The organism is Xenorhabdus mauleonii, assembly GCF_900113945.1.
In the GTDB taxonomy this organism is placed as follows: domain Bacteria; phylum Pseudomonadota; class Gammaproteobacteria; order Enterobacterales; family Enterobacteriaceae; genus Xenorhabdus; species Xenorhabdus mauleonii.
Map to the genome: position 1 here is coordinate 12,831 of NZ_FORG01000009.1, position 12,882 is coordinate 25,712.

General features: G+C 41.5%; 10 protein-coding genes and 1 other RNA gene. 8 read left to right on the plus strand and 3 right to left on the minus strand.

Going from position 1 to position 12,882, the window contains the following annotated elements; genetic code table 11:
* Positions 1 to 22 precede the first annotated feature (22 nt).
* A complete protein-coding gene (locus BM100_RS10355; RefSeq protein ID WP_092510628.1) occupies positions 23 to 427 on the minus strand; it encodes a YraN family protein in 405 nt (134 codons plus the stop codon).
* 5 nt (positions 428 to 432) lie between these two features.
* Positions 433 to 2,364 carry a penicillin-binding protein activator gene (locus BM100_RS10360; protein WP_092510867.1) on the minus strand — a complete coding sequence of 644 codons (1,932 nt, stop codon included), beginning with the start codon at positions 2,362 to 2,364 and terminating at the stop codon, positions 433 to 435.
* 63 nt (positions 2,365 to 2,427) lie between these two features.
* Between BM100_RS10360 and rsmI the strand changes: the two genes are divergently transcribed.
* From rsmI to BM100_RS10400, 7 genes are all read left to right on the plus strand, one after another.
* The gene (rsmI, locus tag BM100_RS10365) at positions 2,428 to 3,306 is read left to right on the plus strand and encodes a 16S rRNA (cytidine(1402)-2'-O)-methyltransferase (protein ID WP_092510630.1); all 879 of its coding nucleotides are present in this window, start codon (positions 2,428 to 2,430) and stop codon (positions 3,304 to 3,306) included.
* Positions 3,307 to 3,548: 242 nt separating this feature from the next.
* Positions 3,549 to 3,935: RNase P RNA component class A (gene rnpB / locus BM100_RS10370), an RNA gene on the plus strand.
* Positions 3,936 to 5,122: 1,187 nt separating this feature from the next.
* A complete protein-coding gene (locus tag BM100_RS10380) occupies positions 5,123 to 5,668 on the plus strand; it encodes a fimbrial protein (RefSeq protein ID WP_092510634.1) in 546 nt (181 codons plus the stop codon).
* 111 nt (positions 5,669 to 5,779) lie between these two features.
* A complete protein-coding gene (locus tag BM100_RS10385) occupies positions 5,780 to 6,340 on the plus strand; it encodes a fimbrial protein (protein WP_092510636.1) in 561 nt (186 codons plus the stop codon).
* A 209-nt stretch (positions 6,341 to 6,549) separates the two neighbouring features.
* Positions 6,550 to 9,066, plus strand: a complete 2,517-nt coding sequence (locus BM100_RS10390) for a fimbria/pilus outer membrane usher protein (protein WP_092510638.1) — start codon at positions 6,550 to 6,552, stop codon at positions 9,064 to 9,066.
* Between the two features lie 69 nt (positions 9,067 to 9,135).
* Complete coding sequence (locus tag BM100_RS10395; RefSeq protein WP_092510640.1) at positions 9,136 to 9,882, plus strand: fimbrial biogenesis chaperone; 747 nt, start codon at positions 9,136 to 9,138, stop codon at positions 9,880 to 9,882.
* Between the two features lie 27 nt (positions 9,883 to 9,909).
* Complete coding sequence (locus BM100_RS10400) at positions 9,910 to 10,356, plus strand: hypothetical protein (protein WP_092510642.1); 447 nt, start codon at positions 9,910 to 9,912, stop codon at positions 10,354 to 10,356.
* 88 nt (positions 10,357 to 10,444) lie between these two features.
* Here the strand turns inward: BM100_RS10400 and BM100_RS10405 are convergent, their stop codons facing one another.
* On the minus strand, positions 10,445 to 11,494 hold the full coding sequence (locus BM100_RS10405; protein ID WP_092510644.1) for a fimbrial protein: 1,050 nt from the start codon (positions 11,492 to 11,494) through the stop codon (positions 10,445 to 10,447).
* Positions 11,495 to 11,929: 435 nt separating this feature from the next.
* Between BM100_RS10405 and BM100_RS10410 the strand changes: the two genes are divergently transcribed.
* Positions 11,930 to 12,826 carry a LysR family transcriptional regulator gene (locus tag BM100_RS10410; protein ID WP_092510646.1) on the plus strand — a complete coding sequence of 299 codons (897 nt, stop codon included), beginning with the start codon at positions 11,930 to 11,932 and terminating at the stop codon, positions 12,824 to 12,826.
* The last annotated feature ends 56 nt before the right edge of the window (positions 12,827 to 12,882 follow it).

Here is a 12,882-nt window from a genome sequence, read left to right on the forward strand (position 1 = left end):
TAGAGAGCAAATTGAGAACTTATTAAAATAAGCTCTCGTTCAGAGTAAAAGCATTTTTTAGCCATTCAAATTCTTTATCTGTTATCGCACAGATATCGAAACGGCAGGGTGTGGTATCCAGCGATTCATTGCGCTGGGACAGCCAAACCGCTGCGGTATGCAACAACTTGCTGCGCTTGCTTTGGGTAATTGTAGCAACAGCATCGCCATATTGTGCGCTGCGGCGGAAACGGACTTCGACAAATACCCACGTGTGTTTATCACGCATTATCAAGTCTATTTCCCCACCGCGAATTTTTACATTTTCTGCGACAAAAATAAGCCCTTGTTTTTGCAGAAAGTGCTTGGCCTGAAGTTCGTAATGGCGTCCCACAGCATAGCGATTACTTTTAGCCGCCTTGGCCTTGTCACTTTTATTGTACTGCATTGCTCTTATTGTACTGCATTACTGTAATCAGCATTATTCACATCGTTTGAATGAGTTAAGCCGTCAGTGCTTTCTGTATTTTTCCCGTCATTTGTGCCTGCATTCACTTCGCCTGAGCGATTTTCTAGCACAATCCGGCCGTTGCTGAACGCCATCCAAGGCAATTGACGCAAGACGGTGCAATTGCCCGTGACAGAAAGCTCCCCTGATTCTCCATTCAAATGAAAACCCGTGTCTTGCTGTATTTGGGTAAAGTGATTGGCTAATGACCATGCATCAATGCCCATTGCATAGAGACGCATCAGAGAGTAATCATTGGCAAATTTCTTGGCAGCTTGCTGCATCAGTGGCACATTGACACCCGTTAACAGAGGAATGTCACTGAATTGCATTCCATCCATTTCCAGACGAAAGTCTGGGCCTGTACCCGATTTATTACTGCGTGAATTGGTATAGAGAGCAGGTTTTTTGCGAGAGCTGATTGCCATATCGATCATTGGCTTGATAATTGTCAGCTCGTTTGCTGTCGCAACAATGTAAACAGCATCCACTGGGCCATTGGCGGTACTTTTAGTAATAACGGCGGCATCTGTATTAGGCTGGATCATTGCCGCATCTGACACGGCAGCATTAACAGGAATTGGTGTACCGGACAAACGGATGCCGGTTCCTCGATTCATGGACTGACGCATTTCTGTCGGTGTTGCGAAAGTTTGCTGCAATACGGTTGCTCCACCCAGTTTCTGCCACTCTTCGGCAAAAGCTTTGGCAACCCGTGTACCTAAGTCAGCACGGGGGATCAATACCAGCGGATTATGTTTTTGTTGCTGCCAAATGTGTCTGGCTGCATTTTTTGCCTCATCTTCCGGAGACAGTGAGAAATAGCAAACATTGGGGCGAGCTTGTGGTACATCCAACTCGTTGAGCGCCAGAATATTCAACGGAGTATCAACCTGCGCCAATTGTTCCACATTCGGTTTCAGCAATGGCCCAACGACCAGCGTAACACCATCTTGTTCAGCCTGAGCCAGCAAGTTGCTGAGAGGCTGGCTGTTTGTGTCATACACTTTTACTGCCTGAATATTGACGGGAGTATCAGTGGTAGGGGATTGTGAGCTATCCGATAACTGGGCAGTCGCAGAAGCGGCAGCCATGTCTGTATTTTCTGCCGCCGTATTTTCTGAACTCAAGCGCTCTGGCTCTGAGATACTGGTATCCGCAGTTTTGGGTTGTGCAATATCATTGGCTTGAGCATCATTTGCTGCTGGGTTTGCAAGCTCGCCATTTGAGGCGGTGACATTCACAGGAGCTATTGGTTTTGGCAAGCCTTTTTGTGCATCAAAAAAACCTTGGCGAATGGCGTCACCAAATACTTTAGCTTGGCCGCTTAACGGCAGGAATAACCCAATCGTGTTCAGGCCATCTTTGGGCTGTTGTTCCATTTGTTGCAGGGCGGTAGGCAACTGACGGGCAGCGGGATTATTTGCGTAACGGATCTGCCAGTCATGGATAGCTGAACGCAGTTTATTGGGATCTTGCTTGTTGCTCTGGTAGGTGCTGAGTAAATCAAGCCACCCTTGCAACGTGTACTCATTGGCATTGATAACCAATTCACTGAGTTGCTGTGGAGAAAGATGCGTCAACAGTTGCCAGGTTTCATTAATATTTTTCTGGCGCTCTGCTTCATCTGTTATTGGGTTCCCCGTGAGATAAGTTTCCAATGCTATATAAGCACGGATAACATCCAGTGATGGTTGGTTATGGGCTGCGTCAATAATGGCCTGATAGCGGTTAATCTCTGCGCTGATGTTATCTTCAGGCTGAGAAGTTGGTTGCCCTTGCTGTGTGAGCGTGGTACACCCTGCAATAATCATAGTCGACAGCAGAGCTGTATAGACTAAACCAGTTTTGAAACGCACAAAAATTGAGGGAAGCATACTGTATCCAGTGATGTTTTTTTCAAAGATGCTCAATTTTAAATCGGTCATTCGGATGAAACAATGAATCAAACCAATCGAGCAGTGGTTACGACATCCACGCTGTATGTTGTGCCAACCCCAATTGGAAATTTGGGTGATATTACTCAGCGTGCTCTTGAAGTTCTTAAGCATGTCGATCTGATTGCAGCCGAAGATACGCGACATACTGGCCTGTTGCTTCAACATTTTGCCATTAATGCGCGCATGTTCGCACTTCATGATCATAATGAACAGCAGAAAGCAGATCAATTGATTGCGAAATTAGAACAAGGAATGAGCATCGCCTTGGTTTCTGATGCCGGCACTCCTTTGATCAATGATCCGGGCTATCACCTTGTTCGCCGTTGTCGTGAAGCCGGTATCAGAGTCGTTCCGCTGCCTGGCCCTTGTGCAGCAATTACTGCGCTGTCTGCTGCCGGGTTGCCTTCCGATCGTTTTTGTTACGAAGGTTTTTTGCCGGCAAAAAGCAAGGGGCGTCAGGATGCCCTGCGTGAGTTAGCACAAGAAACGAGGACACTTATTTTCTACGAATCAACACATCGCCTGCTGGACAGTTTAGAAGATATTGTCGAAGTCTGGGGCGAGGAGCGTTATGTTGTGTTGGCGCGTGAACTGACTAAAACGTGGGAATCTATTCAAGGCATGCCGGCAGGAGAACTGCTGGCGTGGGTCAAAGAAGATGAAACCCGTCGCCGGGGGGAAATGGTGCTGATTGTCGAAGGGTATCGTAAACCTGCGGATGACAGCTTACCTCCGGAGGCCTTGCGGACATTGGCATTATTGCAAAAAGAGTTGCCATTGAAAAAAGCGGCGGCATTGGCGGCAGAGATACATGGCGTGAAGAAAAATGCCTTGTACCGCTATTCGCTCGATCAAAATAATTCGGGTGAACTTGACTAAAGCAGCAGGTTTAATCAAACCCTGCCTGCAAGTGCGGCAAATTGCAGAGAAGGCGTTATATATAATGGATATTTCAAGTTGCATTGCGGCGGCAAGGGAGATCATCCCGGGAGCATAGATAACCGGATGTTTATAAAAACGGTGGCCGGGGTGAACGAGCGCAGCCAACAAAGAGGCAGTTTGAAAGACGAAGTGTATAAAACTCCTATACATGGGGTAATAAACCCCTTATAATCCGCGCCGGAGTTGACCAGACAGTCGCTGCTTTACATCTCTTTCGGGGGGCGTAAAGGGGAGGAAAGTCCGGGCTCCACAGGGCAGGGTGCCAGATAACGTCTGGGAGGCGAAAGCCTACGACTAGTGCAACAGAGAGCAAACCGCCGATGGCCCAATTTTGTTTGCAAAAACAATGTTGGGATCAGGTAAGGGTGAAAGGGTGCGGTAAGAGCGCACCGCGCGTCTGGTAACAGTTCGTGGCACGGTAAACTCCACCCGGAGCAAGACCAAATAGAGGTTCACATGGTACGGCCCGTATCGAACCCGGGTAGGTTGCTTGAGCCAGTGCGCAAGTGCTGGCCTAGATGAATGGCTGTCCAAGACAGAACCCGGCTTATCGGTCAACTTCACACATTCAGCCCTATAGAGGTTTCTCTATAGGGCTATTTCTTTTCTACGCCTTTATGCTAACTTTCACGCCACTCATCAAATCATCACAGAGTATGCACCTTGAATAAGTCAAACGCATAGCTGCCTGTCACCAGATTGAATGATTTCCCTCACTGATTTTTCTCCACTACTGCTCTGTTGGGGTATCAGCTTTAGCCAAACGATCAGTCGACGCTACTTTTAAAATCATGGTCTGACTGCCAAGAATCGCATTTATTATATGAATTCCATTTCAGTATTAATATAACTTGAAATCCAAAGAATATAAAAATAATGATTTATTTCAAGAATATTTTTTTTTGAAAGATTCAACATAATTATATTTTTAATTTAAATAACGGAAAGAGCCTTATTAGTTATTCATTAGGTGTTTTATTTCTTGAAAGGTTATATGAATTTTTATCTTAATACTAATTGTTAACTGATAATGGGAAAAATCTTAGAAATAACGTCTTTTAATTTAATTAAATAGGCTTTGTGAAGTTAAATTTTTGTGAAAATATAATGGCAATTAGAAACCATTTTCATAATAAAGTTGTATTGATTTAATCCCAGGTAAATGCGCTAAATTAAATATAAACAAGGGGTTATTAGTCCTATTTTTAAATACCTCAAAACCGATAAAATGGGGTTGTAATTTGTTACTAAAACAAGTTCCCATAAGATTGGGATTAAAAAATATAAAATATTAGAATTGATTAATAATAAAATAGCAGTAATATACCGCTCGTGTTCTGTAGGACGCTTTGTTTTCTTAAAAAATAACAATTTATTCTTATAATGTTTTTCTATCAAAAAATACAAAATAACTATCATTTCCCTTTTCATAACGTTAAAGGGAATGCTTGGTTTTTTGAGATAATATTATAGGTCGTAGTTATAGATTTATTTTTCTTGTTTCATGTAGTGAATGGTAAATGTTATCTCGGTTATTAATATGATTGAAAAATGTTTTGAAAAAGTTATTTTTTAAAAAAGAGAAATTAAAGAGATTGGATTCATCCGAATTGTTAGCTTACATCAGAAAGAATCTGATTACTGGTGCTTTAAAATCTCTTCATTTAATCTTCTTTGAAGATAAACCTTCATTAAAGATTAATCGTAAACAAAATATCTTGAAATTTATTGTTACAAAAACAAAGGTAAAATAATGAAACCAACAAAATTGGCTAAAATTGCTGCTATTACATTAGGTATGGGAATTTTTTGTGCGCAAGCTCAAAGTGTAGCTCCAAAGGCTACTCCAATAAATAACGGTGGTGGTGGTAAAATAACTTTTACTGGTACTGTTGTTAATGCACCTTGTAATATTTCTCCTGAATCTATAAACCAGACAATTAATTTTGGTGTTTTAAGCCAGTCTTTATTGAATAAAGGGAATGAAACTTCTCGCCCAGTTAAGATTGTATTGACTGAGTGTGATACAGAGACTTATAAAAAAGCCAAAGTGACGTTTTCCGGTGCTAATTATGACTCGAAAGAGCTATTAATGAGTGGTTCTGCTAAAAATGTCGCGGTAAGGTTAATGGGTTTGGATGGTGATATCGTTCTGGATCAAGCGACTAAGGCATTTAATTTAAGCCAAAGCACAAACGAATTAAACTTCATGGCGTTTGCGAAAAAAGCGATCGGTAAAGATAATGTTACTCCGGGTGAATTTAGCGGAACAACAACTTTTACTATGCAATATGAGTAAAAATTGAGCGGCATAGCAATTTCATTTAAATAAAGTGATTGTAGCGCATTGCTCTATGATTATATTGAGTAATGCGCTATTTTTAATAAAAACATATAGTTATAAGATCACATGAAATTCGTAAATGAAGTTCTAATTAAAAAATTGTTTATTTCTCTTTTTATTTTGCTTTTGTGCAAGAGTGCACTGGCATGGGAACATTCTTTAAATCCATTTATGGGAAGGGTAAATATTAGTGGAACAGTTGTCTCTGCGAGTTGTTCTATAGCATTAGACGATATGTGGCAGTCTGTTAATATGGGCATGGTTCCAGTAAAACAGTTATATCAGCATGGAATCAAAAAACAAAAAGAAGTCGTTATCCATTTGAAAAACTGTGATTGGGAGCAAGAGAAACACGCGGAGAAACGGGTGCCAATACATGTAACCTTCGATGGGGTTCGTGATAAAGAAACGCATTTATTCCGGTTGTCAGGTGGAGTTAGGGGAGCCGCTTTATTTATTAATGATGCACAAGGACATTTAGTACGTGCCGGAAAAAGCTATCCTGTTATATTTGGCAGTAATCATCAATCAGGGATGAAATATAGTTTAAATTTAGTGCCGAATGGAGAACCTTTGGTGCAAGGTAGTTATTATGCAGTATTAAGTTTTAAATTGTCCTATGAATAAAAATAACATTTTTAGCATGAAATATAATTGATGGTTATGGTGGCTATTCTTCTTATTTGATTGACTTTTTTATTATTAAAATAGATATGAAGTTTTTTATGAATAGTTACGGTTTATGATTCTTGCTAAGTAATTGATCGGTGAGTTATGGAGGCAAGCCATATTGTATCTGACAAGATAACATCTTACTGATGCTGGAGTCGTTATAAATGAATATAAAACAGAAAATAGAATTCTCTTCGTATTTATTGAAGGGGCTGATTTTGTTTTTTTCGGGTATTCATTTAGCAAACGCAATTGAATTTAATATTGATATGCTAGATTCCGAAGATAAACAAAATATTGATTTATCACGTTTCTCACAAACGGGCTATGTCATGCCCGGGAAATACCAATTAACTTTACAAGTTAACGAGCAACTCGTTAACCGTGAAACAACTATTCCTTTTTATTTTCGGCAACTAGGGAAAGAAACCCGCTCGGAAGCCTGCATTTCGCCTGAATTGCGAAATAAAATTGGTTTGAAAGAGGAGCATCTCGCACAGACAACGTTATGGAATGACGGACAATGTGTGGATTTTTCTGCGCTAAACGGGGTGACATCGTCTGTCGATTTAGCTGAATCACAGCTTAATATGACAATCCCTCAGCTTTATCTGGAATATTCTGACTCATTTTGGTTGCCGCCCGCTCGTTGGGATGAGGGAATCCCTGGCGTGTTGATCGATTATAACGTGAATGCTTTTTGGTCTAAATCGCACGGAAATTCAAGAAGCCAAAATATCTGGCTTAACGGCATTATCGGCGCAAATTATGGTGCCTGGCGTTTTCGGGGTCATTATCAGGGAAACTACAGCTATATCACAGGCCAGCAGAATAATAGTGATTCTTCGCTGAGATGGGCTCAATTTCATGCATACCGAGCCTTGCCATCATGGCAGGCCAATTTAACATTGGGAGAATCTTCTTTTGCATCAGATTTACTTGAGGGCTGGAATTATAGCGGTGTGTCATTGACCAGTGATGAACGGCAATTACCTCCAAAATTACGGGGATATGCCCCACAAATCAGAGGATTCGCCGACACTAACGCCAGAGTTACCATAACACAACAAAATAATATTCTGTATGACACAACAGTTCCCGCTGGGGAATTTGTTATCAAGGATATCAGTAGTTCTGTTCGTGGAACATTGGATGTAAAAATCACAGAGCAAGATGGTCGTGTGAAAACCTTTCAGGTTAGTGCAGCTTATATCCCCTATCTGACACGACCGGGCCAGTTTCGCTATAAATTAGTCTCCGGACGTGCCCGGTATGATGCTCATCGGACAGAGGGGCCTATTTTTGCTGCCGGAGAGTGGTTCTACGGTTTAACGAACAGTTGGACATTGTACGGTGGTGGCGTTGTTGCCGGTAATTATAACGCCCTTGCATTGGGGGCGGGTGTTGATCTGGGGGCTTTTGGCTCGTTGACAGCAGATATTACACAATCGATAGCCAGATTATCAAAGCGTGGGGAAGAAGATGGCAAAAAAACGCAACAAGGAAAATCTTGGCATCTGACTTATTCCAAACGTTTTGACGACATTAACACGGATCTGACACTGGCCGGTTACCGTTTTAGCGAGCGTGATTACATGCCAATGCAGCAATATTTGGATGCGCGTTATCGTGATCGTTTGGAAGGGCGTAGTAAAGACAAATATACAGTAACACTGAATAAAAACTTCCCTGAACAGAAAATATCGCTGGGTGTTTCCTACAATCACGAAACTTTCTGGAACGCTGGTGACAGCATTTATTACAACATTAGCATGAGTAAATATTTTTCTGCTTTTGGTATCGACAATATGTCTGTTGGTTTAGCGGCCAACCGTGCTCGTTATGTTCATACCGGCAAAATGAATAATTCTCTGTCATTGAATTTTTCGCTGCCTGTTGGCGAAAAAAGAATAAATTACAACAATTATTACAGCGAGAAACGATTCTCCCAGAGTATGAACCTCAGTGGACAGATTGGGGAAAAGGGGAACTATAACGTGACAGCAGGTATGAGCCATGGTCATGGGCAGGCGCCGCAGAGCCAATTTAGCGGTTATTACAGCCATAGAAGTGATATTGCTCATACGTCGTTTAATGTCTCAACGACACAAGACGGGAATGTTGTGGCTGGTATGGCAGTCAATGGCGGGGTGACGATCACCTCAAAAGGTGCAGCATTACATCCCAGCGGTTTTAGTGGTGGCACACGCTTAATCGTGGATACCAATGGCGTGGAAAACGTGCCATTCGATGGCGGGCATGTGAGGACTAATCGTTGGGGAATTGGCGTGGTCACGAATGTCAGTAGTTACTATCGCAATACAACGATGGTCGATATCAATAAATTGGACAGTGATATTGAAGCCCGCGATGCAGTGGCGGAATCGGTATTGACGGAAGGCGCGATTGGTTATCACAAATTTGATGTTTTAAAAGGCAACCGCTTGTTTGTTGTTTTGAAATTGGCGAATGGAAATATTCTCCCCTTTGGTACCAGTATTCGCAATGAGAAAGGGCGTGAACTGGGTATTGTCAATGACGGGGGAGTGGCATGGATCAGTGGGGCTGAATTGGGAGAACCCCTGCAAGCGAACTGGGGTGAGCAACATTGTTCGTTCATATTGCCATCTCAAATTGATGCTCTGTCATTGGTCTCATTACCTTGCCAGAGAGGGAAATAAAGGGGGGATCGTGCCATTAAAGAGTGAATAGCGTAACCCCAAAACGAATTGAAGAGAGTAAATGTAAGAATGAAGAAACAGATTTTGCAAAAATGGGTTGGTAACCTATTAACAGGCAGTGTATTGATTTTTAGTACATTCTCATCTCTGGCCGCAGTTTCTTTGGATCGAACCAGAGCGGTGTTTGATGGTGACAATAAATCTATTACATTGCATATCTCTAATGAGAATAAGCAATTGCCTTATTTAGCCCAAGCATGGCTGGAAGATGAAAATCATCAAAAAATGACAACGGGGCCATTAGTATTAACGCCTCCGGTACAGCGTTTGGAGCCTGGTAAACGTAGTTTGGTTCGGGTAGAAAAAACACCGACAGCCAATGTGTTGGCACAGGATAGGGAATCTCTGTTCTATTTCAACTTGCGTGAGATCCCACCTAAAAGTGAGCAACCCAACACGCTGCAAATTGCATTGCAGACAAAAATAAAACTATTTTATCGTCCTGTCGCCCTTCAAGCCAAGCCGGATGCAGTTTGGCAGGATCAATTGATCTTGCACAAGATTGCGGGGGGTTATCGCATAGAAAATCCAACGCCGTATTACATCACAATTATTGGTATGGGGAATAGCCAGTCACAATCAGAAGAAAGTGATTTTGATGGGATCATGATTGCACCGTTTGGCAATGAAACCGTCAAATATGGGCAATACAGCACGCCTTATTTTACCTATATCAATGACTATGGTGGCCGGCCCACACTGGCATTTCGTTGCCATGGTGAACAATGCACCGTGATTAAAGATCAGAAAAAATAATGGCCGGAAGCGGGATAGGATAAATGCATGTTAGGTTATGGAGATAGGCAAACCCGATTATGGAGAGGCTTGCTGGCAGGGCTTCTGATAGTAGCGAATAGCTATGCGAATGCAGGGGAAATAACACAAGACGTTCTAAAAAGAATGACCAGACAGGGAAACTATATTGAAATTTATGGCTCATTGGTTAGTTCCCCGTGCTTACTGTCTCCATCATCACATGATGTACAAATGCAAGATGGTTGGCTGCAACTTGATTTAATTGATTGTGCTGAAGGCATGGAAGCTATTGGTGCCTCTCCTTTTCCGGTTAATATTATATTAAGTACGGCTGATTCTTTTTCATCTAGTGCAAAAATAAGGCTTCCGTTACCTCGTCAATTAATTCGCCAAGGCAGGCATCAACTTAAAATGTCTCTTGGAGATGCTTTTTTAGAAAAAACAAATTTGAGATTAGAAATAAATTATGAATAAGTGAATTAATCTCTTATTTTTTAATACTAATTAATTAGCCCAATAGTGACTTCACTATTGGGCTTTTATTTAATTTGATAATTATCTTTTAATCATAAGATAATTTAAAAACTGCGCTGGCATGGACACTGCCGGGTGTGATTGTTGATTCTGACTGAATATAGTTTGCCTGAAATGGAATGCTATAATGGCCATTAATTAACTCACCGAGTCTAATTTTGTTGCCCGGCTGATACCTTACGGGATTTTGTTTATGGTAAATTCGGATGCCCACTCCTTTGGCCGTAGCATTTCTACTGAGTGTCAGGATATCACTATGATTGGAAGGGTTGGTGACGTCTTCTAAAGTCATTTTTGGGAGGACTGTTTTCCCTGATGACCCGCCAAAACATTCTAAACCGATATTAAATTGTTTACGTTGGGTCTCAGTTCTGATTCCCTGAAAATCAGATTTAGATATGTCACCTAATGCAACATTGACATAAGGTGTTTTGAGTTTGCAGCTGGGAGAAATTAGCTTAATGTTGATACTGCCTGCAATGCTTAAACTTATAAATTGGAAATTACCTTTCTCAAGCGCAATGCCTTTGGCGATTTCTCCTGCCAGTTGTCCACCATGTGGGATATTACCTATTTTGACCAGTTTCAAAATATATTTTGTACGATTATCAAAGGTAAGAAAGAGGGCAGTCGGGAAGCACTTATCTTTGCTGACACAAACTCCTGTAGCTCTAGTAGGAAACCACGGAATATTCGTATGACTACTGTAATCATTAGTTCTGGTTATTTTATATCCTAGTCCAGGAATATGAGGAATAGGATAAATAGAGGCTTTATTTGATGTACCCGTTCCTTCATAACTGACCTCTCCAATTATATCATTACATATGAACCTACCTGTTGGGGTTGATGTGTGTAGAGTTTTCGTTAGTAACTCAGTCCCTATCGGTAAATTTTGATCAATTTCAAAATCTTCCCCAACAGATATTGTATATGGTATAGGTGAATAACTTCTATTACCTGAATTAGCAGGAATTTCAGTCCAGCATTCACCATATCCTTTGCTTGATAATATTAATAAAGATGTACCTAATAATAATTTTATTATTTCGTTTTTTTTTACTTTATTCGCTTTCATGGGTTATTCATTAAATCAATCTTCATAAGAAGGAAATATTAGTATTCATAATGGTAAATATTTCAATCACGAAGGGAACCAATATGGAAGGATTTTATTGATAGTCATTATCCCATTATTATCAGCATAAAATAAATAGGTATGTTCTGAAAAGTAATCAAAGTTAACAAAATGACGATTTTATTTATTCCGATAAAAATACATTGCGGTATTAAATAAAATATATAGATGCCAGAGATATCAATTTCTATATTATCATTTCCAAGATCATACTCCACTTTGTTTTTTCTGAACTATTTTCAATTTTTCAGTGACGTTTTACAACTCGAACCTTTTGCAAGCCTCTTTTAAAAGTGGAAGTGAATGTCAACTAGACGTTGAAATGTCAGTCAGTTAATCTGGTAGGTATATTCAAAATTCTTGATTGAGAGAGACATGGGCAAAGAACGTGCACTTACACTGGAATCCTTGCGGGTCATGGATGCGATAGACAGGCGGGGCAGTTTCGCAGCGGCTGCGGATGAATTGGGAAGAGTGCCTTCTGCGTTAAGTTATACCATGCAGAAGCTGGAAGAAGAGCTGGATGTTGTGCTGTTTGATCGCTCAGGCCATCGTACGAAATTTACTAACGTTGGCCGTATGTTGCTGGAGCGGGGGCGTTTATTGCTGGAGGCAGCGGATAAACTGACGGCTGATGCAGAAGCTCTTGCCCGTGGCTGGGAGACGAATTTGACGATTGTATGCGAAGCATTATTTCCGGTCGCATCACTTTTCCCTCTCGTTGATAAGTTGACGAAAAAAGCCAATACACAGCTCTCATTAATGACAGAAGTATTGGCAGGTGCTTGGGAGCGGCTGGAAACAGGCGATGCAGATATCGTCATCGCGCCAGATATGCACTTCAGGGCTTCTGCCGAGGTGAATTCACGTAAGCTGTATTCGATTAACAATGTCTATGTGGCAAGCATTAACCATCCTATTCATGATGAGCCGGAGCCACTATCTGAGACTACCCGGCTGAAATACCGAGGCATCGCAGTCGCTGATACGGCAAAGGAGCGCCCGACCCTCACGGTTAAGTTATTGGATAAACAACCCCGGCTGACGGTCAGCACGTTGGAAGATAAGCGCCGTGCACTTTTGGCGGGTCTGGGAGTGGCAACCATGCCTTATTCGATGGTTGAAAAGGATATTGTTGAAGGCCGGTTGCGTGTAGTGAGTCCTGAATATGGTCATGAAACCCACATTATCATGGCATGGCGTCGTGACAGCATGGGGGAAGCCAAGGCTTGGTGTTTGCGTGAAATTCCTAAATTGTTTATCAATTCATAAAATGAACTAAAAAAGAAACAAAGAAAGAAACAACGCAGGATAGAAAAGAGAATGAA

Bases quoted from the DNA above. Each gene is read 5' to 3' on its own strand.
- BM100_RS10385 (WP_092510636.1), top strand. From the start codon at position 5,780: ATGAAATTCGTAAATGAAGTTCTAATTAAAAAATTGTTTATTTCTCTT.
- BM100_RS10360 (WP_092510867.1), bottom strand. From the start codon at position 2,364: ATGCTTCCCTCAATTTTTGTGCGTTTCAAAACTGGTTTAGTCTATACA.
- BM100_RS10355 (WP_092510628.1), bottom strand. From the start codon at position 427: ATGCAGTACAATAAAAGTGACAAGGCCAAGGCGGCTAAAAGTAATCGC.
- BM100_RS10410 (WP_092510646.1), top strand. From the start codon at position 11,930: ATGGGCAAAGAACGTGCACTTACACTGGAATCCTTGCGGGTCATGGAT.
- rsmI (WP_092510630.1), top strand. From the start codon at position 2,428: ATGAATCAAACCAATCGAGCAGTGGTTACGACATCCACGCTGTATGTT.
- BM100_RS10380 (WP_092510634.1), top strand. From the start codon at position 5,123: ATGAAACCAACAAAATTGGCTAAAATTGCTGCTATTACATTAGGTATG.
- BM100_RS10390 (WP_092510638.1), top strand. From the start codon at position 6,550: ATGAATATAAAACAGAAAATAGAATTCTCTTCGTATTTATTGAAGGGG.
- BM100_RS10405 (WP_092510644.1), bottom strand. From the start codon at position 11,494: ATGAAAGCGAATAAAGTAAAAAAAAACGAAATAATAAAATTATTATTA.
- BM100_RS10395 (WP_092510640.1), top strand. From the start codon at position 9,136: ATGAAGAAACAGATTTTGCAAAAATGGGTTGGTAACCTATTAACAGGC.
- BM100_RS10400 (WP_092510642.1), top strand. From the start codon at position 9,910: ATGTTAGGTTATGGAGATAGGCAAACCCGATTATGGAGAGGCTTGCTG.